Annotated in this window: 24 protein-coding genes; 10 read left to right on the forward strand and 14 right to left on the reverse strand. The window is 65.9% G+C overall.

All coding sequences use genetic code 11. The features are described from left to right. Window positions 1–26 precede the first annotated feature (26 nt). The 8 genes from K6T56_03765 to ccoS all read right to left on the reverse strand — a co-directional run bounded on the left by K6T56_03765 (window position 27) and on the right by ccoS (window position 5,714). On the reverse strand, window positions 27–278 hold the full coding sequence (locus tag K6T56_03765; GenBank protein ID MCL6555462.1) for a hypothetical protein: 252 nt from the start codon (window positions 276–278) through the stop codon (window positions 27–29). 68 nt (window positions 279–346) lie between these two features. Continuing rightward, entirely contained in the window at window positions 347–841 is a 495-nt protein-coding gene (locus K6T56_03770; protein MCL6555463.1) for a FixH family protein, read from the reverse strand. Between the two features lie 3 nt (window positions 842–844). Then, window positions 845–2,221, reverse strand: a complete 1,377-nt coding sequence (gene ccoG, locus K6T56_03775) for a cytochrome c oxidase accessory protein CcoG (protein ID MCL6555464.1) — start codon at window positions 2,219–2,221, stop codon at window positions 845–847. A 103-nt stretch (window positions 2,222–2,324) separates the two neighbouring features. Continuing rightward, window positions 2,325–3,227, reverse strand: coding sequence for a cytochrome-c oxidase, cbb3-type subunit III (gene ccoP / locus K6T56_03780; GenBank protein MCL6555465.1), 903 nt, complete (start codon window positions 3,225–3,227; stop codon window positions 2,325–2,327). A 27-nt stretch (window positions 3,228–3,254) separates the two neighbouring features. After that, on the reverse strand, window positions 3,255–3,419 hold the full coding sequence (locus tag K6T56_03785; protein ID MCL6555466.1) for a cbb3-type cytochrome c oxidase subunit 3: 165 nt from the start codon (window positions 3,417–3,419) through the stop codon (window positions 3,255–3,257). 10 nt (window positions 3,420–3,429) lie between these two features. After that, a complete protein-coding gene (gene ccoO, locus K6T56_03790; GenBank protein ID MCL6555467.1) occupies window positions 3,430–4,044 on the reverse strand; it encodes a cytochrome-c oxidase, cbb3-type subunit II in 615 nt (204 codons plus the stop codon). Window positions 4,045–4,058: 14 nt separating this feature from the next. Next, window positions 4,059–5,501, reverse strand: a complete 1,443-nt coding sequence (gene ccoN, locus K6T56_03795; GenBank protein ID MCL6555468.1) for a cytochrome-c oxidase, cbb3-type subunit I — start codon at window positions 5,499–5,501, stop codon at window positions 4,059–4,061. A gap of 18 nt (window positions 5,502–5,519) precedes the next feature. Further along, window positions 5,520–5,714: a cbb3-type cytochrome oxidase assembly protein CcoS gene (gene ccoS, locus K6T56_03800; GenBank protein ID MCL6555469.1), complete on the reverse strand. Its 195-nt coding sequence runs from the start codon at window positions 5,712–5,714 to the stop codon at window positions 5,520–5,522. Window positions 5,715–5,853: 139 nt separating this feature from the next. On the opposite strand from ccoS, the gene aat reads away from it, so the two are divergent. Genes aat through K6T56_03830 form a run of 6 tightly spaced genes read left to right on the forward strand, consistent with a single transcriptional unit; the run spans window position 5,854 to window position 10,283 of the window. Then, window positions 5,854–6,561: a leucyl/phenylalanyl-tRNA--protein transferase gene (gene aat / locus K6T56_03805; protein MCL6555470.1), complete on the forward strand. Its 708-nt coding sequence runs from the start codon at window positions 5,854–5,856 to the stop codon at window positions 6,559–6,561. A 4-nt stretch (window positions 6,562–6,565) separates the two neighbouring features. Further along, entirely contained in the window at window positions 6,566–7,291 is a 726-nt protein-coding gene (locus K6T56_03810; protein MCL6555471.1) for an arginyltransferase, read from the forward strand. Next, window positions 7,291–8,100: a hypothetical protein gene (locus tag K6T56_03815; protein MCL6555472.1), complete on the forward strand. Its 810-nt coding sequence runs from the start codon at window positions 7,291–7,293 to the stop codon at window positions 8,098–8,100. The genes K6T56_03810 and K6T56_03815 overlap by 1 nt, the downstream gene beginning before the upstream one ends. A gap of 18 nt (window positions 8,101–8,118) precedes the next feature. Further along, window positions 8,119–8,913 carry a thymidylate synthase gene (locus K6T56_03820; GenBank protein MCL6555473.1) on the forward strand — a complete coding sequence of 265 codons (795 nt, stop codon included), beginning with the start codon at window positions 8,119–8,121 and terminating at the stop codon, window positions 8,911–8,913. 11 nt (window positions 8,914–8,924) lie between these two features. Beyond that, a complete protein-coding gene (locus K6T56_03825; GenBank protein MCL6555474.1) occupies window positions 8,925–9,446 on the forward strand; it encodes a dihydrofolate reductase in 522 nt (173 codons plus the stop codon). Between the two features lie 15 nt (window positions 9,447–9,461). Beyond that, window positions 9,462–10,283, forward strand: coding sequence for a metal-dependent hydrolase (locus K6T56_03830; protein ID MCL6555475.1), 822 nt, complete (start codon window positions 9,462–9,464; stop codon window positions 10,281–10,283). 200 nt (window positions 10,284–10,483) lie between these two features. Here the strand turns inward: K6T56_03830 and K6T56_03835 are convergent, their stop codons facing one another. The 6 genes from K6T56_03835 to acs form a co-directional block, all read right to left on the reverse strand. Continuing rightward, window positions 10,484–10,912: a DUF2934 domain-containing protein gene (locus tag K6T56_03835; GenBank protein ID MCL6555476.1), complete on the reverse strand. Its 429-nt coding sequence runs from the start codon at window positions 10,910–10,912 to the stop codon at window positions 10,484–10,486. A gap of 312 nt (window positions 10,913–11,224) precedes the next feature. Then, a complete protein-coding gene (tldD, locus tag K6T56_03840; GenBank protein MCL6555477.1) occupies window positions 11,225–12,700 on the reverse strand; it encodes a metalloprotease TldD in 1,476 nt (491 codons plus the stop codon). A gap of 7 nt (window positions 12,701–12,707) precedes the next feature. Next, window positions 12,708–13,598 carry a carbon-nitrogen hydrolase family protein gene (locus tag K6T56_03845; protein ID MCL6555478.1) on the reverse strand — a complete coding sequence of 297 codons (891 nt, stop codon included), beginning with the start codon at window positions 13,596–13,598 and terminating at the stop codon, window positions 12,708–12,710. After that, on the reverse strand, window positions 13,595–13,918 hold the full coding sequence (locus tag K6T56_03850) for a hypothetical protein (GenBank protein ID MCL6555479.1): 324 nt from the start codon (window positions 13,916–13,918) through the stop codon (window positions 13,595–13,597). Before K6T56_03850 ends, K6T56_03845 begins: the two co-directional genes overlap by 4 nt. Window positions 13,919–14,055: 137 nt before the next feature. Next, the gene (locus tag K6T56_03855; protein ID MCL6555480.1) at window positions 14,056–17,880 is read right to left on the reverse strand and encodes a TIGR02099 family protein; all 3,825 of its coding nucleotides are present in this window, start codon (window positions 17,878–17,880) and stop codon (window positions 14,056–14,058) included. An 85-nt stretch (window positions 17,881–17,965) separates the two neighbouring features. After that, the gene (gene acs / locus K6T56_03860; GenBank protein MCL6555481.1) at window positions 17,966–19,936 is read right to left on the reverse strand and encodes an acetate--CoA ligase; all 1,971 of its coding nucleotides are present in this window, start codon (window positions 19,934–19,936) and stop codon (window positions 17,966–17,968) included. 80 nt (window positions 19,937–20,016) lie between these two features. On the opposite strand from acs, the gene glnE reads away from it, so the two are divergent. From glnE to waaF, 4 genes are all read left to right on the forward strand, one after another. Next, window positions 20,017–22,665: a bifunctional [glutamate--ammonia ligase]-adenylyl-L-tyrosine phosphorylase/[glutamate--ammonia-ligase] adenylyltransferase gene (gene glnE, locus K6T56_03865; GenBank protein ID MCL6555482.1), complete on the forward strand. Its 2,649-nt coding sequence runs from the start codon at window positions 20,017–20,019 to the stop codon at window positions 22,663–22,665. A gap of 121 nt (window positions 22,666–22,786) precedes the next feature. Beyond that, window positions 22,787–23,707 carry a branched-chain amino acid transaminase gene (locus K6T56_03870; GenBank protein ID MCL6555483.1) on the forward strand — a complete coding sequence of 307 codons (921 nt, stop codon included), beginning with the start codon at window positions 22,787–22,789 and terminating at the stop codon, window positions 23,705–23,707. 10 nt (window positions 23,708–23,717) lie between these two features. After that, window positions 23,718–23,912 carry a zinc-finger domain-containing protein gene (locus K6T56_03875; GenBank protein ID MCL6555484.1) on the forward strand — a complete coding sequence of 65 codons (195 nt, stop codon included), beginning with the start codon at window positions 23,718–23,720 and terminating at the stop codon, window positions 23,910–23,912. An 82-nt stretch (window positions 23,913–23,994) separates the two neighbouring features. Then, a complete protein-coding gene (gene waaF, locus K6T56_03880; GenBank protein MCL6555485.1) occupies window positions 23,995–25,020 on the forward strand; it encodes a lipopolysaccharide heptosyltransferase II in 1,026 nt (341 codons plus the stop codon). The last annotated feature ends 18 nt before the right edge of the window (window positions 25,021–25,038 follow it).

A 25,038-nucleotide genomic window follows, 5' to 3' on the forward strand; every position in this document is an offset into this window, starting at 1 on the left:
GGGTTGCAATAAAGGGGAAGGCCGCCTCAGGAGGCAGGGGGCGGGCAACCCGGTTGCTCACGCAGGGTGCTTTGCAGGTAACAGGTGAGGGCACTTGAGCCCGCGGCGAACAGCCAGAAGACGAAGAAGCCGATGGTGTAGGCGGCCAGCCGGTTCTGGAACAGGGGCTCGCCGGCGTAGCTCAGTTCCAGCGGATCGAAGCTGGAGAACAACACCCCATCCATCGCGATGGCCACCAGAAACGATGGCCACAGAATCCACATCAGGCGTTTCATCATGGCAGTCCCCCCTTCTTTTCGCCCGCCGCAGCAGACCCACGCCGACGTATGCCCGGCGGCTTTGTCAGCTATTGTAGCGGCAGCAGCCGTGCGCGGGTGGCGCCCGGCTCGATCTCGCCGGAAAGGCGCCAGGTGCGCGCCGCATCCTCCAGCACCAGTTTCCACTTGCCGTTGCCCAAGGCCGCGCCGCGCCCTTCATAGGTGGCCGCCCCCTCCCGCGCAAGCAGAAGCGTCTGATCGTGGCCGGCGCGGGTGGGGTGCAGCACGCGCAACACCACCTGCTCGGGCCATTGCGTGGGCTGGCCGGTGAGTTCGAGGCGCACCCTGCCGCCATCGATGTGCAGTTCGCCCTGCAGGCCGAAGGCCGCCGCCGCCTCGCCCCGCGCCAGCACCCGGTTGATGGCCAGGCCCTGCCTGTAATAATCGTCCTCCACCACCCCGTCGTCGGTGTTGGCGGCAATGCGCAGGGTAATGATGCCGCCCACGACCGCCGCGGCCGGCAGAGCCATGAGGAACCATGGCCAGAATTCCCGGTACCAGGGCCGAAGTTCTTTGTCTTCCATGGCTCAGCGGGCAAAGAAGGTTGATTTCTGCACCCGCAGCACCCGCGGGTCCTGCTCGTCCATCAACCGGAATTCCAGCCGCACCGTGCGCCCGGGTACTGCAGCTGGGTCCGCCTTCACCCGCACCGCCACCAGCCGGGAAGAGAGCGCCGGCACGGTGAGGGGCACCGCATCCAGCTCCACCTGCGCGCCTTCGATGCCGCTCACGGTGAGGCGGTAGGTATGGTCGCGGTCATCCATGTTGATGACGTTGAGGCGGTAGCTGTTCTCCACCAGCCCTTCCGCCGTCTCCCGCGCCAGGGCGTTGCGGTCCCGGATGACGTCGAACTGCAGGGGGATGCGCAGTGCCAGCGCCGTCACCAGCAGGCCGACGGCAACAAGGAGGATCACCCCATAGACGATCACCCGCGGGCGCAGCACATGGCGGAGGATTTCCCGGTCGCTGTACTTGTGCTTCATCACGTTCTCGGTGGAGTAACGGATGAGGCCGCGGGGATAGCCCATCTTGTCCATCACCTGGTTGCAGGCATCGATACAGGCCCCACAGCCGATGCATTCGTATTGCAGCCCGTTGCGGATGTCGATGCCGGTGGGACAGACCTGGACACAGATGCTGCAGTCCACGCAATCCCCCAGGCCTTTCGCGCGCGGGTCCTCGCCCTTGCGGCGCGGCCCGCGAGGTTCGCCCCGCGTTGCATCGTAGGTGATGATGAGGGTGTCCGGGTCGAACATTACCCCCTGGAAGCGGGCGTAGGGGCACATGTACTTGCACACCTGTTCCCGCATGAAACCGGCATTGCCATAGGTGGCAAAGCCGTAAAAGATGATCCAGAAGGTTTCCCAGGGGCCCAGATTGAAATGGACCAGTTCCGTGGCCAGCGTCTTGATGGGCGTGAAATAGCCAACGAAGGTGAAACCGGTCCAGAAGGCCACGGCGATCCAGGCTGCGTGCTTGGCGAACTTGATGGCAAATTTCCGCGGCGACATGGGCTCCTGGTCGAGTTTCATCCGCTTGGGACGATCCCCCTCGATGACCCGCTCAAGCCAGAGGAAAATCTCCGTATAGACGGTCTGCGGACAGGCATAGCCACACCACAGGCGACCCGCCACCGCGGTGAAGAGGAAGAGGGAAAGGGCGGCGATGACCAAAAGCCCGGTGAGGAAAATGAAATCCTGCGGCCACAGCACGAGGCCGAAGATGTAGAACTTGCGGTTGACGAGGTCGAAGAGGACGGCCTGGCGGCCGTCCCAGCTCAGCCAGGGCAGCCCATAGTACAACGCCTGGGTGAGGAAGACCGCCGCCCAGCGCAGGTTGGCATAAAGGCCGGTGACGGCGCGCGGGTAGATTTTTTGGCGAACGGCATAGAGCGCCTGCTCCATGTCCTGTCTGGCGCTGGCATCGGCAGGGGTGCGCGTCACGGTTTTTCCTTCGCAAAAAAAGCCGCGGTGCGGGGACACCACGGCTTCATGTTACCTCAGGGGGTCACTGATGGGACAGGCCGTACACGTAGGCGGCGAGCAGATGGATCTTGGCCTCCGACAGCTTGCCCTTCTGGGCCGGCATCTGGCCGTTGCGTCCCTTGGTGATGGTCTCGATGATGCTGGCCTCGCTTCCCCCATAAAGCCAGACGTTGTCGGTCAGGTTGGGGGCGCCGATGGCCTGGTTGCCCTTGCCGTCCGGCCCATGGCAGGCGGCACAGACGGCGAACTTCTCCTTGCCGCGGGCGGCAAGCTGCGGATCATGGGGGCGCCCCGAGAGGGAAAGCACATAGTGGGCCACTTCCCTCGCGCCTTCTTCGCCCCCCACCGCTGCCACCATGGGTGGCATCATCCCATTGCGACCCTCGGTGATGCTGGTCTTGATGGTCTCCGGCTCACCCCCGTAGAGCCAGTCGTTGTCGGTGAGGTTGGGGAAGCCCCGTGCCCCGCGCGCATCAGAACCATGGCACTGGGAGCAGTAGGTCAGGAACAGGCGCTGCCCCATCTGCCGGGCTTCCGGGTCGGCGGCCACGACCTTGAGATCCTGCTGCAGAAACTTGTTGAAGATGGGGCCATAGGTGGCCTCCGCCCGCGCCATCTCCTGCTCGTACTGCCCCTGGGAAGACCAGTTGCCCAGGCCCTGGAAAACACCGAGGCCGGGATAATAGAGCAGGTAACCCAGGGCGAAGATCACCGTCAGGTAGAACAGGCCCGCCCACCAGCGGGGCAGCGGGTTGTTGTATTCCGCCAGGTCTTCGTCCCAGGTGTGGCCGGTGGTGGCCGCCTTCTCGCCGGGCGCCAGCCGCCGGATGCTCATCATCTTCAGGAATACGGCGCACCCGATGACGCTCGCCAGGGTGATGACGGCGATGTAGGGTCCCCAGAAACCACTCACGAAGTCTGCCATTTGTATTCTCCTCGCTGATTACCGGCGTTATGCCGCGCGGTCTTGCATCCCTTCGTCCTCTTCGTCGAAGACCAGGTGTGCGGCTTCGTCGAAGGCCTGTTTCCGGCGGCTGCTGTAAGCCCACAGCACGATGCCGACGAAGGTCAACAGGGAAAGGACGGTCATCAGACTGCGCAGATCGTTGATGTCCATGCGATTCCCCTCACCTCGAGGCCTTGAGTGCAGTGCCCAGGCTCTGCAGGTAGGCAATGAGCGCGTCCTCCTCCGTCTTGCCCGCCACCGCTTCCTTGGCCCCGGCGATGTCGGCGTCGGTATAGGGCACGCCCACCAGACGCAGGCCTTTCATGTGGCGGACGATCGCATCCCCATCCACCATGGCATTCTGCAGCCAGGGATAGGCGGGCATGTTGGATTCCGGCACCACGTCGCGGGGCATGCGCAAGTGCGCCCGGTGCCAGTCGTCCGAATAACGCCCGCCCACCCGCGCAAGATCCGGGCCGGTGCGTTTGGAACCCCACTGGAAGGGATGGTCATAGACGAACTCCCCCGCCACCGAATAATGGCCGTAGCGCTCGGTCTCGGCGCGGAAGGGGCGGATCATCTGCGAATGGCAGACATAACATCCCTCCCGCTGATAAACGTCGCGCCCCGCCAGTTGCAGCGCCGTATAGGGCTTGAGGCCTGCCACCGGCTCGGTGGTGGACCTCTGGAAGAAGAGGGGGACGATCTCCACCAGGCCGCCCACGCTCACCACCAGCAGGATGAGCAACATCATGAGGCCGATGTTTTTCTCGATGATCTCGTGTGTCGTGCTCATAACGTTCTCCCTTCTCAGGCGTGGGCCGGGGCGGGGATCGGCGCATCCACGGCCTTCTGCCCGGCAATGGTCTTGATCACGTTGTAGGCCATGATGAGCATGCCGGCGAAGAAGAGCACCCCACCCAGCAGACGGATCATGTAGTAGGGATACATGGCCTTCACCACTTCGGCGAAGCTGTACTTCAGCGTGCCATCCACGTTGAAGTCACGCCACATCAGCCCCTGCATGACGCCGGCGATCCACATCGAGGCGATATAGAGCACGACCCCGATGGTGGCCACCCAGAAGTGCACCGTGATCAGCCGCGTGCTGTACATCTCGGTGCGGCCGAACAGCCGGGGAATCAGGTAATAGAGGGAACCGATGGACACCATCGCCACCCAGCCCAGCGCACCGCTGTGCACGTGGCCGATGGTCCAGTCCGTGTAGTGGGAGAGGGCATTCACCGTCTTGATGGACATCATCGGCCCTTCGAAGGTGGACATGCCATAGAAGGACAGCGACGTGATCAGGAACTTGAGGATGGGGTCCGTGCGCAGCTTGTGCCAGGCCCCGGACAGGGTCATGATGCCGTTGATCATGCCACCCCAAGACGGTGCCAGCAGGATGAGCGAGAACAGCATCCCCAGCGACTGCGCCCAGTCCGGCAGTGCGGTGTAATGCAGATGGTGCGGACCCGCCCACATGTAGGTGAAGATGAGCGCCCAGAAGTGCACCACCGACAGGCGGTAGGAGTACACCGGCCGCTGCGCCTGCTTGGGCACGAAGTAATACATCATGCCCAGGAAGCCGGCAGTAAGGAAAAAGCCCACCGCATTGTGGCCATACCACCACTGGATCATCGCGTCTTGCACCCCCGCATAGACGGAGTAGGACTTCATCGGACCCACCGGAATCTCGATGTTGTTGACGATGTGCAGCAGGGCAATGGTGATGATGAAGGCGCCGAAGAACCAGTTGGCCACATAGATGTGGGGAGTGCGCCGTTTGGCGATGGTGCCGAAGAAGACGATGGCGTAGGCCACCCAGACGATGGCGATGAGAATGTCGATCGGCCACTCCAGCTCGGCGTATTCCTTGGACGTCGTGTAACCCAGGGGCAGGGTGATGGCAGCGAGCACGATGATGAGCTGCCAGCCCCAGAAGGTGAACGCCGCCAGTTTGTCCGAGAACAGCCGGACATGGCAGGTGCGCTGCACCACGTAATAGGAGGTGGCGAACAGGGCGGAGCCGCCGAAGGCGAAAATGACCGCATTGGTGTGCAGCGGTCGCAGTCGGCCGTAACTGAGCCAGGGAATGCCGTAGGTCATGTCCGGCCAGATCAGCTGGGCGGCGATGAACACGCCCACCAGCATGCCGACGATGCCCCAGACCACGGTCATCAGGGCGAATTGCCGGACCACTTTGTAGTTGTATGTGGTTTCCATGCGCACCTCTCCTTTCGTTAAGGTCATAGCCATCAGGCGGCTCCCTTACCGCCTGATGGCTGTCACCTCGCCTGGCTCGGCAGCCTCCGCCCCCGGGGGCGTGTCATCATCCATCACCACGCGAAAGGCCGGCCCTTCCAGGTCGTCGAACTGGCCGCTGCGCACCGCCCAGACGAAGGTGAGGCCCACCAGCAACACCAGCACCAGGCTGAGCGGAATGAGGAGATAGAGGATTTCCACGTACCGCCACTAACGGGATATTCGCATCTTTTATTCGTAATATTAGGAAATGCGGCGGAAGGTCGCAAGTCCTTTTTGTCTATAGCACCGATTTTGCCCGAGTAAGGCAGTCGGGTTTGGCTGCGGCTAGAATGGGCGGGTGATTCCCTGGCTCGACTCCGACACGCCCTTCCCCCCGGTCTCCCAGGCGTTGCGTCGCCCAAACGGGTTGCTTGCCGCAGGCGGCGACCTCAGCCCGCAACGGCTGCTGGCCGCCTACGCGCAGGGGATCTTCCCCTGGTACAGCGAGGGCGAGCCCATCCTCTGGTGGAGTCCGGATCCGCGCATGGTGCTCTTCCCGGATGAATTGCGTGTGACGCGGTCCCTGCGCAAGGTGCTGCGCAACCGGCCCTACGAGATTCGTTTCGACACCGCCTTTCGCCGCGTCATGGAAGCCTGTGCGGCGCCGCGTCCCGGCCAGTCGGGGACGTGGATCACGGCGGAGATGATCGAAGCCTACACGCACCTGCATGCGCTGGGCTTTGCCCATTCGGTGGAAACGTGGATCGGGGGCGAACTCGCCGGCGGTCTCTACGGCGTGGCCCTGGGGGGCGTCTTCTACGGCGAATCCATGTTCCATCGGGTGCGCGATGCTTCCAAAATCGCCCTCGTGCATCTGGTGGAGCAGCTTAAGCGTCTGGGCTTCGGCCTCATCGACTGCCAGATGAAGACCGCCCATCTCGCCTCCCTGGGCGCCCGGGAAATTCCGCGGGCGGAGTTCGTGCGGCTTTTGCGCAAGCTGATAGAATCGCCCCATCACCCCGGCCCCTGGCGGTTTCAGGGGACATGCGAAGATCACCCGGCATGATGCGATGCTGAACGACTTTCCCGCCCACCGGCTGCAGTTCTATCTCACTTCGCCCTACCCGTGCAGCTATCTGCCCGGGCGCGTGGCCCGCTCCCAGGTGGCGACCCCCAGCCAGCTCATCACCACGCCTCTCTACAGCAGACTGATTGAGCTCGGCTTCCGGCGCAGCGGGGTTTATGTCTATCGGCCCCTCTGTGACCGTTGCCGGGCCTGTGTGCCGGTGCGGGTGCGGACGGCGGCCTTTTCCCCCAACCGCTCCCAGCGCCGGGCGGCGGCGCGCCATGGTGGCCTCACCGTGCACATCGGGCCGCTGCGCTTTGAGGAGGAACATTTCGCCCTCTACCGCCGCTATCAGAGCCGGCGCCATCCCGGCGGTGGCATGGACCAGGACGACGCCCAGCAATACCACCAGTTTCTGCTGGAAAGCGGGGTGAGCACCCTGCTGGTGGAGTTCCGCGAAGCGGGCCTGTTGCGCATGGTGAGCATCATCGATGAAGTGGAGGATGGCCTGTCCGCCGTCTATACCTTCTTCGACCCGGACGTACCCCGCGCGAGCTTCGGCACCTACAACATCCTCTGGCAGATCGCGGAATGCAGGCGGCGGGGGCTACCCTACCTCTACCTCGGCTATTGGATCGCCGAGAGTGACAAAATGGCCTACAAGATCCGCTTCCGGCCGCTCGAGGGACTGGTGGAGGGGAAGTGGCGCCTGCTGGAGGCAGGCTCGTGATGAGACCCGGCCATCTTGCGGCTTTCCTTCTGCTCACGGTGGCGAACGTGGGCTGCAGCCTGCAGCCGGTGCGCACATCCCCCGCTTTCGAGATGCTGGCGGAGGAGCCGCGGGTGCGCTTCGAGGTGGGCGGGGAACACCACGCCCGCCGCGTGGCGGAGCTGTTGCCGGAGGCGGTGAGCCGGGTGGAGGCGGCCCATTATTCCCCCTTCGCCGAAGCCGTGACCGTGCACGTCTGCGTGACGGACGCCTGCTTCGACAGCCAGGTGAGCACTCCCAACGTGAGTGGTGCCACCGTCCCCGACAACCGGGTCTTTCTCTCCCCGCGTCTCTTTGGACGGGAGGCACACCGTCTGCCCCTGATCCTCGCCCATGAGCTTTCCCACCTGCATCTGGGCCAGCGCCTGGGGCATTACAGCCCGGCCGTGCCCGTCTGGTTCCACGAGGGTCTGGCCGCCTATGCCTCCGGCGGGGGCGGTGCCGATTATGCGAGCGAAGAGGAGGCCCGTGCCAACTGGCTTGCCGGCCGCGCCTTTTCCCCGGCGGTGCTGGATACCCCGGAGAAACGTCACCGCGCCGAGAGCTGGAATCTTTCCCCCTATCTTTTCTACCGGCAGGCGATGATGTTTCTCGAGTACCTGAAATCCGTCAGCGAGGCGGGCTTCCGCGATTTCCTGCTGCGGGTGCAGTCGCGGGAGGATTTCGCCGCCGCCTTCACCGCCGCCTTTGGCTTCACCCTGGCCGAGGCCGGGCAGCGTTTCCTGGAATCGCTGTCTGTCGCGGCCGCCCCCGCCGCACCCGGCGACTGAAACGAGGGAATTTCAGCCATGCAGCAGTATCTCGACCTCATGCGTCATGTCCTGGAACACGGCCATCGCAAAAGCGACCGCACCGGGACGGGCACGCTGTCGGTGTTCGGCTACCAGATGCGCTTCGACCTGAGGCAGGGCTTTCCGCTCCTGACGACGAAGAAACTCCACCTGCGCTCCATCATCCACGAGCTGTTGTGGTTCCTGCGTGGCGACACCAACATCAAATACCTGCACGACAACGGCGTCACCATCTGGGACGAATGGGCCGACGAAAACGGCGACCTCGGTCCCATCTACGGCTATCAGTGGCGTTCCTGGCCCACCGCAGACGGCCGCCACATCGACCAGATCAGCGAGGTGATCCGGGAAATTCGCAGCAATCCCGATTCGCGCCGTCTCATCGTCTCCAGTTGGAACGTGGGCGAGCTGCCCAAAATGAAGCTGCCGCCCTGCCATGTGCTGTTCCAGTTCTACGTGGCGGAGGGCAGTTTGTCCTGCCAGCTCTACCAGCGCAGTGCCGACATTTTCCTCGGCGTGCCTTTCAACATCGCCTCCTACGCCCTGCTCACCATGATGGTGGCCCAGGTGTGCGACCTTGAGCCGGCCGAATTCATTCACACCCTGGGCGATGCCCATCTTTACCTCAATCATCTACAACAGGCGCGGGAACAGTTGTCGCGCACGCCGCGGCCGCTCCCGCGCATGAGACTCAACCCGGCGGTGAAGGACATTTTCGCCTTCCGCTATGAAGACTTCACCCTGGAAGGCTACGACCCCCATCCGGCGATCAAAGCGCCGGTGGCCGTTTGACGAGGAAAGCCATGACCCCGCAGAAGCCGCGCATCTCCATCATCGCCGCCATGGCCGCCAACCGGGTGATCGGTCAGGGCAACCGTCTGCCCTGGCACCTGCCGGAGGATCTGCAGCATTTCAAGGCGCTCACCATGGGCCATCACATCGTCATGGGGCGCAAGACCTTTGCCTCCATCGGCAGGGTGCTGCCCGGCCGCACCACTGTCATTGTCACACGCAAGGTGGACTATGCGGCGCCGGGCTGCATCGCCGTCAATTCCATCGATGCCGCCCTGGCCGCCTGTCATGGCGATAGCGAAATCTTTTTCGCCGGTGGCGCGGAGGTCTATGCCCAGGTGCTGCCCATCGCCGACCGTCTCTATCTGACCGAGATCAAGCGGGATTTTCCCGGCGATGCCTACTTCCCCGTTTTCGATCCCCGCGAGTGGCGGGAGATTTCCCGCGAGCGTCACCACAAACAGAACGGGGAGGACTTCGAGTATCATTTCGTGATCTACGAGCGAAACCGCCCTTCACCCCACGATCACTGACCCAATGGAGGCATCATGCACCGACTGTTGCGTGTCACCCTTGCCTTGGCCCTGCTTTGCCTCGCCCAGGCGGGCCTTGCCGCCGGTTCCACGGAGCTCACCTGGTACGGCCATGCCGCCTTCCGCCTGAAGACACCTGGCGGCAAGGTGATCCTCATCGATCCCTGGCTCACCAATCCGGCCAACAAGAACGGCAAGGAGGACCTGGCCCGGATGGAAAAGGCCGATCTCATCCTCATCACCCACGGCCACTTCGACCATGTGGGTAACAGCGTGGAGATCGCCAAAAAGACGGGCGCGCGCCTGGTCTCCACCTTCGACCTGGGACGGGCGCTGGTGCAGTACGGCGGCTTTCCCAAGGATCAGATGGGTTTCGACACCCAGGGCAATTTCGGCGGCACCCTCACCCTGCTGGATGGCGAGGTGAAAATCACCTTCATCCCCGCCGTCCACAGTTCCACGGTGATGGCGCCGGAAGGCAGTGCCGACAAGGACATCCACGACGGCGGGCATCCCGGCGGCTTCCTCATCAGCGTGCGCAACGGGCCGAGCTTCTATCACACGGGGGACACCGACGTCTTCTCCGACATGGCCCTCATCAGCCGCTTCGGCAAGGTGGATGTCATGCTCGCCTGCATCGGCGGCCATTTCACCATGGATCCGGAACGCGCCGCCCATGCGGTGCGCCTGGTGGCGCCGAAGATGGTGATCCCCATGCACTTCGGCACCTTCCCGGTGCTCGCCGGCAGCCCCGAACAGTTCGCCGCGGCCCTCAAACGTCAGGGCGCCAAAGCGCGACTCGCGGTCATGACCCCTGGTCAGACTTTAAGCTTCTGAATTCAAGTTCTGAATCCAAGCCGGCTTAAGCCCGCCGCTTCGGCTACAGGGTTGCGTCAGCCCCTGGGAGCCGGCATTGCGGCCTGCGCGCGAAGGGGACTTTGCCCCGCAGGAAAGGCGTCCCCCGGCTGATCGCCCAAGCCATCGCGGCCGGGCAGGGGACGGCCCCCGCCGCTGCCCACCCTAGGGGAATCAAGGCCTTATTGCCCCGCTTCGCGTGCCTGCATCTCCCGCAGGAGGGCGTCGATTTCCGCTTCCGCCGCCAGCCAGTCCTCGAGGGCGCTGCCGCCGACGAAACCGCGCCGCTCGGCGCGGAAATAGGCGGCATCACAGATCATGCGGTAACGCTGCTCGGGAGTGACCACGGGGGCGGCAGGCTTTTGGCTGGCCGCTGCTTCTTTTGCCTTGGCGGGCCGGCGCACGGCCTTGGGTTTGTCCTCCGGGGCGGCGGCCTTCCTGGCGGGCGCCTTGCCCTTGGCTTGCGGCTTGGCGGCGGGTTTGTCAGCCCCCTGGGCTGCCTTGGGCTTGGCGCGGGTCTTGGGGGTGGAGGAAGCCTTGCCGGAGGCGGGGGAGGTTGGGGAAGCCGCGGGCTTCGCGGTGAGTTTGGCCTTGCCGGGGGATTGCGCCATGGGGACACCTCCATTCAACTGCGTAGCAAAGTACGGACTATAGCACGGCCTCATGACGGCAACATTACCGCGCATGGGGAACCGTTTTGCAAGGGCCATGCCACTGTGAGTCGCCCCTTTTTGCCCGCCGCCAAGGGCACATCAAGGGCACTTTTCGCCCGGAAAAGGGGCGGGTCTGCACCAAGGGAGGGCGCCTTTCACCGGAAGAACCCGAAGCGTTCGCTGCCCCCTCTCTCGACCGGGGAAGAGGCAAGGGCAGGCTTCCTGGCGGATCGCCGTCCCCTCATTATGGGCGACGCGGCGCCATGAGCGTCAGCTTGCTGTGCCGCCGACGGTGAGACCATCGATGCGCAGGGTGGGCTGGCCGACCCCCACCGGGACGCTCTGGCCTTCCTTGCCGCAGGTCCCCACGCCGGGATCCAGCCTGAGGTCGTTGCCCACCATGGAAACGCGGGTGAGCACATCCGGCCCGTTGCCGATGAGGGTGGCGCCCTTGACGGGCGTGGTGATGCGGCCGTCCTCGATCATGTAGGCTTCGGCCGCGGAGAAGACGAATTTGCCGCTGGTGATATCCACTTGGCCACCGCCGAAATTCACCGCATAGAGGCCCCGCTTGACGGAGCGGATGATTTCCTCCGGGTCCTTGTCACCGGCCAGCATGTAGGTATTAGTCATGCGGGGCATGGGAATGTGGGCGAAGGATTCCCGCCGGCCGTTGCCGGTGACCGGCATGCCCATCAGGCGGGCATTCAGGGTGTCCTGCATGTAGCCCCGGAGGATGCCGTCTTCGATGAGCACGGTGCATTGGGTGGGGTTGCCCTCGTCGTCCACGTTGAGGGAGCCGCGCCGCCGGGCTAGCGTGCCATCGTCCACGACGGTGACCCCCGGTGCCGCCACCCGGGTGCCGATGCGGCCGGCGAAGGCGGAGCTGCCCTTGCGGTTGAAATCCCCCTCCAGGCCATGACCAATGGCTTCATGCAGCAGGATGCCGGGCCACCCCGGACCCAGCACCACCGTCATGGTGCCGGCGGGCGCCGGTCGCGCCTCCAAATTCGTGAGGGCCTGGTGCACCGCCTCCCGCACATAGCCCGCTAGCACTTCGTCGGTGAAATAGCCGTAGTCGAAACGCCCGCCGCCACCCGCGCTGCCCTGCTCCCGGCGACCGTGGGCCTCGGCGATGACCTGCAGCGAAAACCTCACCAACGGCCGCACGTCGGCGGCAAGCTGGCCGTCGGAACGGGCGATGAGTACCACCTCGTATTCACCGGCCAGGGTGGCGATCACCTGGGTGATGCGGGGATCCGCCGCTTTCGCCATCCGCTCGGCCTTCTCCAGCAGGGCCACCTTGTCGGCATCGGCAAGGCTCAACAGGGGATCGTGGGGGGCATAGAGGGTGGGTCGCGGCGATGGGGCACCGGGTACGAGCGCCTCCACGCGCGCCGCGGCCCCGGCCCGGGCCAGGGCACGAGTGGCGGCCGCCGCCGACTTAAGGGCGGTCAGGCTGATGTCGTCGCTGTAGGCGAAAGCCGTCTTTTCCCCATGCACGGCGCGCACGCCCACGCCCTGGTCGATGCTGAAGCTGCCGGTCTTGACCTTGCCTTCCTCGAGCTGCCAGCCCTCGCTGCGACTGTACTGGAAATAGAGATCGGCAAAGTCGACGCCGCGCAGAAGGATTTGGTCCAGCACCGCGGCAAGCTGTCCCCGTTCGATGCCATAGGGGGCAAGCAGGCTCGCCTCGGCGGTGCGAAGGAGGGTTTCATGGGGGATCACTTCCTGGGCCAAGGTCATGGCTTCCTCAACATTTGTGCAGGGTGCGGTGTTTGAGCGCCGGCAAGCTATTGCGCAGGCTTTTCTGGTAACTGGGGTTGACGCCGGCGATCACAACCCCCGAACCCCGGGGCAGCCGGTCGAGGATCACGCCCCAGGGATCGACGATCATGCTGTGGCCATGGGTTTCGCGCCCGGAAAGATGATAGCCGCCCTGGGCCGGCGCCAGCACGTAGGCGAGATTTTCGATGGCCCGGGCGCGGATCAATGTCTCCCAGTGGGCCTTGCCCGTGGTTTCGGTGAAAGCGGAGGGCACGACGATGATATCCACCTCCCCCATCGCCCGGTAGAGCTCGGGAAAACGCAGGTCGTAGCAGATGGACAGCCCCAGCCGGCCAAAGGGGGTGTCCACCGTCACCACTTCCCGGCCCGGCTCGATGGTCTGCTCCTCGTGGTAGTGTTCGTTGCCGAGGTCCAGATTGAAAAGGTGGATTTTGTCGTAGCGGGCCGCGAGCCGCCCCTTGTCGTCATAGACGAGACAACTGTTGCGCACCTTGGTTTTCGCCCGCGCCTCCAGGGGCACCGAACCACCGATGAGCCAGATCCTGTGCTTCTTCGCCTGGCTGGAGAGGAATTTCTGGATCGGCCCCTTGCCGGGGGTCTCCCGCACCTCCACCTTGTCCGTGTCCTTGAGGCCCATGATGGCGAAGTATTCCGGCAGTGCCACCAGCCGCGCGCCCTGTTCCACCGCCATCTCGATGAGCCGCTCCGCCTCCGCCAGGTTGGCGGTGACACTGGGGCCGGAAGCCATCTGGATGGCGGCAATCTTGAAAATGCCCGGCTGAGGCTTGCTCTTGGCAAAGGTGGTGCGGGTCTTGCGCTTGGCGAAACCGGAGCTCGTGGTTCTGGTGGCTGTCATGGTTTGGCTTTCACGGGGGCGGCAGGGGTGACTTCGATGCGCAGCAGCCGGCCGGTGGGGCCGTCGGGGGCAAGTTCCAGACGGGAGGCGTCAATCCCCAGGGCAATCAGCCAGCCGCGCAGCTCTTCGGCCTGCGCTTGGGCCTCGTCCTCCGCCGCATGGTGCAGGATGAGGCGGGCGCCGGGACGATTGAGCCACAGGCGCACCGGCTCGGCAATGGCAGGCTCCGCCAGCACCGCCGCGCCGCTGCGCGGGCTGAGCCAGAAGGCCGCAGGCAGGGTGAAGCTCTCGGCAAAGGCAGGAAGGAAAATCCCCGGCAAAAAAACGGCCAGGAAAAAAGCCGCACCCCGCCGTGGCAGAAAAAAAGCCGGCCACCGGCCCCACCCCGTCCTGGCCTCCCCCCGAAGCCACGCAGGGGAAGGCCACCCGCCTCTACGGGCGAGGGCACCCCAAGCCTTCATGGACGCGTCCCCTCGGCGCCTTCCCGGGTGGGGGCGCCGGCCGGACCTTGGCCCACCTTGGTGACCTGGGGATCCGCCCAGGTGCCGGTGACCTGGTATTCATAAGCGATCATCTGGCCGACGGGGTCTTTGAGAAGCTTCTGCAGCAGGAAGGCGGTGACCCCCACCACGGGGCCGCCCAGGAATGCACCCGCCACCGCCACGCCTTCGCCTAGGGCGGGGACCACGCGGATGCGCAGGTTCTGCGTCTCCCGGACGAGATCCGTGGTGCCACTGATGGTGACCACGGCGGCGGGCCCCTGCATGATGAAATCGGTGGTGCTCAGCACGCCGTTGGCGATGGTGGTGGTGGCCGCAATGTTATCAAAGGCGAACCCTTCGCTGAACACATCGCGAAAATCCAGGGTGAGGCGCCGCGGCAGGGATTGCAGGCTCAAAAGCCCCAACAGCTTGCCCAGGCCGGGATCGATTCGCAAAAACTGGCCGCTGTGGGCTTCCAGCGCCAGGTTGCCGGAGAGGGTGCCCAGGTTGAAGGCGGCGGGCCCACCCCGCCAGGCGATTTCCCCCTTGAGCCGGGCATTGCCCCGCCGTATGCGGTCCGGATGCCCCAGGCGGGCGAGGAAACGCCCCACGTCGCTGACGTCGAGCTCCATGCGCAGCCGGGTGGCGGGCTCCTTGAGCCAGCTCTGCCACAGGCCGGTCGCGGAAAGCTGCGCTTCGGGGTTGGCAAGCCGCAGCTTTTCGATGCGCCAGTCCTGGTCCTTCTTGGCTGCCAGAAGTTCCAGCCGCCCCAGCTTGAGCTGGGCGATCGTGAGTTCATCGGCGATAACGTCCAGGCCGGGCAGCTCCACATCCCGTCCCCCCGCCGGCGGGACCGCCGGTTGCGGCAGGGGGTCGGGCACCACCAGGCGCTTCAGGCGGGCGGTCAAGCGGCCACCGTCGTGGCTACGCCAGGCGCCCTCCCCCTCCAGCTCATCGGCCGTCACCGTCGCCTGCCATTGCACACCCTGACTCCACGCGTTGAGGTGCACCCGGTGGAAACGGCGACTCAGCACGTCGAGCGCCGCCACCCGCAGGTTCACCCCGGCAAGGGGCAGGGCAATCCCGCCACCCCCGTCGAGGACGGCCCGCCAGAGGTCCACGTCCAGTGCCGGCAGCTCGCCCTCCACCCACACGCCGTCGTGCACCGGTGTGGCCGCCGCCCCGCCCCCCAGACGCACCCGCCCTTTGCGGATCGTCATCCCCTCTTCCTCCAGGCGCCGCGCCAGCTGCGCGGATAGGACCTGGCCGAGGTCAATGCGCAGCAAATCCTCCCGCGCATCAAGCGCCCGCCGTTCCAGGCGCAAAGGCCGTGCCTCGCCCGGCGCCTTGTTGAGGGGCGCGGGCAGCGTGGATTCCAGCCCCACCAGATCGGAGGCCACGTTGAAATTGGCAAGCCCCTTGGCAAGGGCCAGATTCAGACTCCAACCCGTCCCCCCCTTGAGCCTGTCCCGCAACGGCGGGGGCAGCCAGTCGCGCGCCCCTTCCACCGTCGCCCGTCCGCTGGCGGTGACCCGCAGGGTGCCCTCTGGCCCCGTATTGAAGGCGAGGGTGGCGGGTCCCCCCAGGGTTTCCAGTTGGATACGGGGGCTCGTAACACTCTTTTCCGTGAAATCCAGGCGGCCATTGACTTGACGGAAGACGGGCAGATGGGGGGAAAGCCGCAGGGTGTTGTTGGCAAATTGCAGGTTGCCGGAAAGCTTGGCCGGGCCACCGCCCCGCAAAGGCAGGTTGAGACGCAAGGCCAGGCGCACCGGCCCTTCCGCCACGGCCGCGTCAAGGGTGTGATCCATCCACACGGAAACGGGACTCCCATTGATGAAACGCAGCACATCCGCCGCGTTGCCCTGGGCCTCGCCCGCAAGCCGCAGGATTTCCTCCGGCGCGGTGAGGTCGTCGATGGTGACCTCAAGACGGGGGATACGCACCTGGGCGAGCACCCCCTGGATCCCTGCCATGAAGCGGGCGCCGCGGAACTGCACGTTGCCACGGAGGTTCTCCCCTACCGGCCACCCCTCGGCATAGGCGAGGCGCACGTCCTCCGCCCGGCCGGTGACCTGAAAGAGACCCTCGCGGTCGTCGGGGAAGGGGAAATGGGCGAGGTCCCCCTTGAGGCGCAGCCGGACATCCGTCAGCCGCCCGGCCAGGAGCGCATCCCGCAGCCAGTCATGAGTGGCCTCCCCCACCACCCGCGGCAGATAGAGATGCACGGCGCGGGCATTGGCCCGGGTGAGGCCTCCGGTGAGGTCCACCCAGCCAGGGCCGCCGGGCACCGATTCGTAACGGCCACTGAGGCTTCCCGCGGCATCGCTGTTGGCGAAGACCGCCCGGGAGAGGGTGAGATCCACGCGGCCCTCCCGCACCCGCCAGCTCGCCGCCACCTCCAGGGTGTCGAAGCCCACGGGATTGCGCATCACCTGCGGCAGGTCGAAGGCGCTGTGTTGGCCGCTGATGAGGAGGTTGCCGCCCTTCTCGTCGAGGTCCACGCTGCCCGTCAAGCGGGTGAAACCCGGCAACTTCCGCCAGGCGTTGACGCCCAGGTCGGCGAAGCGGGCCTGGGCGGCATAACGGCGGGGCGAGGCAATGGGCCCCTCCCATTCCAGGCTGAGCTGGCGAATCACCCCTCGCGGCGAAGTCTCCGCCAGGGCCGAGCGCTGGGAGGCGGTGAGGGGGAGCCGCAGCGCCAGCTCCACGAGGGGCGCCAGGGCGATTTCCTCGGCCTTGAGGCGGCCTTTTTCCGGCGCGCCGCCTCCCGCCTCCTCATAGCGGAAAAGCAGATTGCCCGCCGGCAGATTGAGATCGGGCCCCACGGCGGTGATGCGGCGCAATTCCACCTGATAGCCCCGGGGGAGCGCCTGCCAGGCCACCCGCCCCTGGAGGAGGTCGAGATCCAACTCCGGCAGGTCCCGCTTGAGGCGCGCCGCCACACCCTTGAGGGCCACATCGGCGGTGATACCTTTCACCCGCCCCTGGCCGATGTCGAGCCAGACCTGCACATCGCCCACGCCACGCCGCACGGCGTAGGGGAAATCCACCCACGCCGCCCAAGCGGACAAATCCGTCGCCGGCAGACGGGCATAGAGGGTGCCGCGCCAGCCGGCAGGATCGTCGAAGGTGCGCCCCCGCAGATCGCCCCGCAGGTCGATGGGGCCGGCAAGATCGCGGGGCGCCTCGGCGACGATGCCGAAGCGATGGCGACGCAGCAGCGGATCGTTGTCAAGGCGCAGGCCGACGTTTTCCAGGACCAAGGGCGGCGCGCCGCGCAGCCGATCCTCCCACTCGAGGCGGGCATGCTGGATGCGGATTTCCCCCTGTCTCAGTATCCAGTCGGCAAGCCCCGCCCGGGCGCCGGGGCGGTTGACGGGAATGCCCGAGATGTAGATGAGGCCATCCGCCTCACGACGGATGGCAAGCCGCGGGCGGTCGATGATGAGGCGCTTGAGGCGCAGCTCCCCCACCAGCACCGACTGCCAGGAAAGCAGGGTATCCACCTCTTCCAGGGTCAGCGCCGGCTGCCCCTGGGCATCGAAGAGAACGATGCCCTGCAGGGTGAGCCGGGGCCAGAGGCCCTTCCAGTCGGCCTGCACCGCGGCGAGGGTCAGGGGCTGGCCCACGGCGCGGGAAAGGGCGGTGGCGATTTCCCCGCGATAGCGCTGGATGTCCGGCAGCACCACGTGGCGCAGGGTGAGCACCGCCGCCGCGCCCAGAATGAGCACGAGCAGGACCGTCGCCGCCAGGGTCTGCCAGACCCAGCCGGCGACCCTGAGGGACAGGGTCTTCATGGGAACAAACGTCCAGCCGCGGGGGCGGTCCGCCACGGAGCACGGGGCGCGCGGCCTCGCCCCCGCTCACGCCCCACGATGGCGATCAGGACACCACCTGCCGCAATTGATCCAGGATGGCCGGGTTTTCCAGGGTGGAGGTGTCCTGGGTGATCTCCTCGCCCTTGGCGATGGCCCGCAACAGCCGCCGCATGATCTTGCCGGAACGGGTCTTGGGCAGGTTGTCACCAAAGCGGATTTCGTCCGGTCTGGCGATGGGACCGATTTCCTTCGCCACCCATTCCTTGAGTTCGGCGACGATTTTCTTCGCCGCCTCGCCCTCCGGGCGCGGCCCTTTCAGGACGACGAAGGCGACGATGGCCTCGCCCTTGATCTCGTGGGGTTTGCCCACCACGGCAGCCTCCGCCACCAGGGGATTGGCCACCAGCGCCGATTCGACCTCCATGGTCCCCAGACGATGGCCGGAAACGTTGAGCACGTCGTCGATGCGGCCCATGATCCAGAAATAGCCGTCCTGGTCCCGGTGGGCGGAATCCCCGGCGAGGTAATAGCGGCCACCGGCGATGTCCTCGGGGAAATAGGCGGTCTTGAAGCGGGCGGGATCGTTCCACAGCGTCCGCAGTTGGGAAGGGAAGGGCCGCTTGATGACGAGGAAGCCTCCCTGCCCCTGGGGCACCGGCTGGCCGTGCTCGTCCACCACGTCGGCGGCAATGCCGGGTAGTGGCAGGGTGCAGGAGCCCGGCTTGGTGGGAATCGCCCCCGGCAGGGGCGCGATCATGTGGGAACCCGTCTCCGTCTGCCACCAGGTATCCACGATGGGACAGCGGGATGCCCCCACCACTTCGTAGTACCACATCCAGGCTTCCGGATTGATGGGCTCGCCCACCGTGCCCAAAAGGCGCAGGCTGGAAAGATCGTATTGGCGGGGCAGTTCGGCCCCCAGCTTGATGAGGGAACGGATCGCCGTCGGCGCCGTGTAGAAGGTAGTCACTTTGTGCTTCTGGATGAGCTCCCAGAAGCGGCCGGGATGGGGATAGGTGGGCACGCCCTCGAAGACGAGGATGGTGGCCCCCAGCGCCAGCGGGCCATAGGCCACGTAGGTGTGACCGGTGATCCAGCCCACGTCGGCGGTGCACCAGTAGAGGTCGCTGTCCTTGTAGTCGAACACCCAGAGCATGGACAGGATCGCCCCCAAAAGATAGCCGCCGGTGGAATGCTGCACCCCCTTGGGTTTGCCGGTGGAGCCGGAGGTGTAGAGGATGAAGAGGGGATGTTCCGCATTCACCCACACCGGATCGCAGCTTGAAGCCTGCCCGTCGGCGAGCTCATGCCACCATAAATCGCGGCCTGCGGTCCAGGCAATGGCATTGCCGGTGCGGCGGAAGACGACGACCTTTTCCACCGTATCGCAACCGCCCAGGGCGAGAGCCTCGTCCACCGCATCCTTGAGCCGCACCGCCTTGCCGCCGCGCAGGCCCTCATCGGCGGTGACGATCACCTTGGCCCCGGCGTCGATCACCCGCTCGTGCAGGCTTTTGGCGGAGAAGCCGCCGAAGACCACGGAATGGATGGCGCCGATGCGGGCACAGGCCTGCATGGCGATCACCGCCTCCGGCCCCATGGGCATGTAGATCACCACCCGGTCACCCTGGCGCACGCCCAGAGACTTGAGCCCATTGGCGAAGCGGCACACCTGGGCGTGGAGCTCCCGGTAGGTCAGGCGGCGCACCTGACCGTCATCGGATTCGAAAATGATGGCGGTCTTGTCGCCCTTGCTGGCGAGATGCCGGTCCAGGCAGTTGTAGGAGACATTGAGCTCGCCATCGTAAAACCACCGGTAGAAGGGGGCGTTGCTTTCGTCGAGCACCTGGGTGAAGGGCTTGTGCCAATCGATGAGCTGCCGCGCCCGCTTCGCCCAGAAGCCTTGGTAATCCTCTTCCGCCTCCCGACAGAGCGCCCGGTAGGCCTCCATGCCCGACACGTTGGCCTGTCTGGCGAAAGCCTCGCTGGGGGGAAAGACACGGGTTTCGTTGAGAACGGATTCGATGGTGGCCATGGCCTCCTCCGGGTCTTGTTGGTTGATGATGCGGTACGATTGGGGGCCTATCTTACCAAACCCTCGACCGGAACACTGCCGTGGACCCCGCCCTCGAACCCGCCCTGCGGCTCTCCCGCTATCTTGCGCGACTGTTTGCCGCCGAGCCCGCCCTCGCCGCCGACACCGCACAGGCCCTTGGCCGCCCCTGGACGCGGGCGGAAATGGAGGCAAACCTCGGAGAAGCCGCCGACGAGGAAGCACTCAAACGCAACCTGCGTCGCCTGCGCAAGCGGGTGTATGCGCGGCTCATTGCCCGCGATTCCCTGGGACTGGCAAGCCTCGAGGAAGTCATGGAGACCGTGACCGCCCTGGCGGAAATCGCCATCCTTGAGGCCCTGCGCCGGCTCGACGGCTGGCTTGCCACCGTTTACGGCGAGCCGGTGGGAGAGGAATCCGGCGCCCGCCAGGAACTGGTGGTGGTGGCCATGGGCAAGCTGGGAGGCAGCGAGCTCAATGTCTCCTCCGACGTGGATCTGATCTACGTCTATCCGGAGGACGGGCAGACCCGGGGGCCGCGGGTGGTCTCCAACCACGAATATTTCACCCGGCTGGGGCAGAAACTGAGCCAGACCCTCTCGGAACTGACGGCGGACGGCTTCGTTTTCCGGGTGGACACGCGGTTGCGCCCGTGGGGCGAGTCGGGACCCCTGGTGACCAGTTTCGCCGCCCTGGAGGAGTACTTCCTCGCCCACGGCCGGGAGTGGGAACGCTACGCCTGGATCAAGGCGCAGCCGTTGAGCGGCGACGGCGAGGGCCTGATGGCGCTTGCCCGTCCCTTCGTCTATCGCAAGTACCTCGACTACGATGCCATCGCCGCCATGCGAAAGCTGCACGCACAGATCCGCCGCGAAGTGGCCCGACGGGAGCTTTCGGACGACATCAAGCTGGGGCCCGGCGGCATCCGGGAAATCGAATTCATCGCCCAGGTCTTCCAGCTCATCCGCGGCGGCCAGGATCCCCTGCTCCAGGTGAGGCCCACCCGCGCCGCCCTCGCCCTTTTGCGCAGCCGGCGGCTGCTGCCAGAGGAAACCGTGACGGCGCTTGAAGCCGCCTATGCCTATCTGCGCCGACTGGAGCACCGGCTGCAATACCTGGACGATGCCCAGACCCAGCGGCTGCCCGAGAATGACGAGGATCGAGTGCGTATCGCCGCCGCCATGGGGGTGGCCGACTGGGCCGCCTTGCGACAGGAGCTCGACGGCCACCGGGCGCGGGTGCAGGCCGCCTTTCAGGACGTCTTCGCCGGGGCACCGGAAAGGGAAGGGGAAGCCGCCGGCGGCCTGGCCGGGGGCAAGGAGGAGGCCATCGCGGAGCTTGCGCGCCTGGGCTTTCCCAACCCGGAGGAGACCTGGGAGAGGCTTGTCCGGCTGAAAGCGGGCAGCCGTTACCAGAGTCTGCCGGAAAGAAGCCGGGAACGCTTCGACCGCCTGCTGCCGCTCCTGGTGCGTGCCGCCGCGGCCTTCCCCAATCGCGACGTCACCCTCACCCGCCTCATCAACCTGCTGGAAACCATCGCCCGGCGCTCCAGCTACCTCGCCCTGCTCACGGAATATCCGCAAAGCCTCAACCATGTGGCGCGACTGTTGAGCCGCAGCCCCTGGGCGGCGGAATACCTCACCCGCCATCCGCTGTTGCTCGATGAGCTGCTGGATGTGCAAACCTTGCTTGCCCCGCCGGACTGGCAAGCGCTGGCGAAGGAGCTGCGCGCGCAGCTGGGCGAGGGCGTGGACCCGGAGCGGCAGATGGACGTGCTGCGCCATTTCAAGCACACCTGCACCTTCCGGATCCTCGCCCGCGACCTGGAAGGCATGCTCTCCATCGAGGCACTCGCCGACGAGCTCACTGCACTCGCCGATCTGCTGCTTGGCGAAGTGCTGCGTCTTGCCTGGCTTGCCCTGCCCCGCCGGCACCGGCCCGAGCCCTGTTTCGCCATCATCGGCTACGGCAAGCTGGGCGGGCGGGAAATGGGCTATGCCTCGGACCTGGACATCATCTTCCTCTACGACGATTCGGCCGAGGAAGCCCAGGAGGTCTACAGCCGGCTGGCGGCCCGCATCAACACGTGGCTCACCACCTACACCGCCGCCGGGGTGCTCTACGAGACCGACCTCAGACTGCGGCCGGAGGGGGCCTCGGGGCTTCTGGTGAGCTCCATTCCCGCCTTCCGCCAATACCAGGAGGAAAGCGCCTGGACCTGGGAACACCAGGCCCTCACCCGTGCCCGCTGGGTGGCAGGCGACCCGCAGGTGGGCGAGGCCTTTGCCACCATCCGTCACGACATCCTCTGCCGGCCGCGGAACATCGAGGCCCTGCGTGCCGACGTGGTGGCCATGCGGCAAAAGATGCTCGATGCGCATCCCAACCGCTCCAATCTCTTCGACCTCAAACACGATCGCGGTGGCCTCATCGATGTGGAGTTCATGGTGCAGTTTCTTGTGCTGGCCCATGCCCACCAGCATCCGGAACTCGCCGAGAACGTGGGCAACCTCGCCCTTTTGGGGCGCGCCGCCGCTGCCGGTCTCATCGATGCCGGTGAAGCGGCGCGGGTGCAGGAGGCCTACCGCACCTTTCGTCGCCTGCAGCACAACCTGCGCATGGCGGGCGAAACCTACGCCCGCGTCGAAGCGGGCGAGGTGGCCGCCCACGTGGAGGCGGTCCTGCACCTCTGGCGGCAGCTTTTGGGCTGAGGGACACCAGCCCGCCAGTCGCAGCCTGCCGCCCCCCATGATTCAGGCGGGCGGGCGAAACGCGTCGCCTCGTTTCACGCTAAAATGAGCACTTTTGCAACGAATCGGGGAGCAAAGCGACATGTCCATGGCGGACCGGGACGGACTCATCTGGTACGACGGCAGGATGGTGCCGTGGCGGCAGGCCACCACCCACGTCCTCACCCACACCCTGCACTACGGCATGGGGGTGTTCGAAGGCGTGCGCGCCTACAAGACCGAAAAAGGCACGGCCATCTTCCGTCTCAGGGAACATACCGACCGCCTGTTCCGCTCCGCCCACATCCTGGGCATGAAACTGCCCTTCGACAAGGAAACCCTCTCCCAGGCCCAGCTTGCTGCGGTGCGGGAAAACGGCCTCGATTCCGCCTACATCCGCCCCATGGCCTTCTACGGTTCGGAAGCCATGGGCATTTCGGCGAAGAACCTTTCCGTCCACGTCATCGTCGCCGCCTGGAAATGGGGGGCCTACCTGGGCCAGGAAGCCCTGGAGAAGGGCATCCGGGTGAAGACCTCGTCCTTTTCCCGGCATCACGTCAACGTGACCATGTGCAAGGCGAAGGCCAACGGCAATTACATGAACTCCATCCTGGCGCACAAGGAGGCGGAACAGGATGGCTATGACGAGGCCCTGCTCCTCGACGTGGACGGCTTCGTCGCCGAAGGCTCGGGGGAGAACATCTTCATCGTGCGTAACGGCAAACTCTACACCCCCGATCTCACCTCCGCCCTGGAGGGCATCACCCGCGACACCATCATCACCCTGGCGCAGGAAATCGGCGTGCCGGTGATCGAAAAGCGCATCACCCGCGACGAGGTCTATAGCGCCGATGAAGCCTTCTTCACCGGCACGGCGGCGGAAGTGACCCCCATCCGCGAGCTGGATGGCCGCGTCATCGGCGAGGGACGCCGCGGCCCCGTCACCACCCGCCTGCAGACGCTGTTCTTCGAGTGCGTCACCGGCCGCCATCCCCAGCACCAGGATTGGCTCACCTACGTCTGAGGCGCAAACCATGGCCGACACCCAGCCTACGCGCTTCCGCGAAATCACGGAAGACGATCTGCCCCTCTATTGCCCCACCCCCGACATGCCCCTGTGGAGCGCCCACCCGCGGGTCTTCCTGCCCATCGAGGAAACGGGGGAAGCCCTCTGTCCCTACTGCGGCACCCAGTATCGGCTGCGCGGCCGCGCCTGCCCCCACGAGTGAGGTCCCCTGCCTCAAGCCCAGCCGGCCATGGCCCCGTGCCTTTGGGGAGAGGCCGCATTTCGGGCGGGAGGGCGGCCTAAACATGGTGCGCATCCTGGTCATCGCCCCCTCCTGGGTGGGAGACACCGTGATGGCGCAACCCCTCTTCGCCCGGCTCAAGGCGCGCTTCCCCAGCGCGCAGCTCGCCGTCTTCGCCGCCGCCTGGGTGGCGCCGCTGGCGACACGCATGCCGGAGGTGGACGAAGTCATCCATAACCCCTTTGCCCATGGGGAACTGGCGCTCGGCCGCCGCTGGCGGCTTGCCCGGGCGCTGGCGGGCCGCTTCGACTGGGCGATCGTGCTGCCCAACTCCCTGAAATCGGCGCTGCTGCCCTTCTTTGCCGGCATCCGGCGCCGCACGGGCTATGTGGGCGAGTTCCGCTATGGGCTCCTCAACGATGTGCGGCACCTCGACGAGGCGGCGCTGCCCCTCATGGTGGAGCGTTTCGCCTGGCTTGCGGAGGAAAAGGACGCTCCCCTTTCCCGGCCCCTGCCGCCCCCCCGGCTGCGGGTGGAAGAATCCCAGCGCACCGCCACCCTGGCCCGCCTGGGCCTTGCCGGCGACCCCGCCCCCATCGCCTTCTGCCCCGGGGCGGAATACGGGCCGGCGAAGCGCTGGCCGGCGCACCATTTCGCCCATCTCGCCCGCCTGCTGGCCGAAGCGGGCCACACCGTGTGGCTTTTGGGCTCGCAGCGGGATCGCCCCCTGGGGGAAGCCATCGCCGCGGAAAGCCCGGCCCGCAATCTGTGCGGAAGGACGGGCCTTGAGGAGGCCATCGATCTTCTGGCGAGCGCCCGTGCCGTCGTCACCAACGATTCCGGCCTCATGCATGTGGCCGCCGCCGTGCAAACCCCGCTGGTTGCCCTCTATGGCTCCTCGAGTCCCGCTTTCACACCCCCCCTCTCGGACCAAGCGCGCATCCTGAGCCTTGCCCTGCCCTGCAGCCCCTGTTTCAAGCGGGTCTGCCCCCTGGGCCACCTCGACTGCCTGGAAAAACTCACCCCGGAAGCCGTGCGCAACACCCTCGCCGCCCTCCTTGCCCCTCCCGCGCTTAAGGGGAATTCTTGACTCGCCGGCTCGGGCTTC

It is taken from the genome of Burkholderiales bacterium (assembly GCA_023511995.1).
In the GTDB taxonomy this organism is placed as follows: Bacteria; Pseudomonadota; Gammaproteobacteria; order Burkholderiales; family Thiobacteraceae; genus Thiobacter.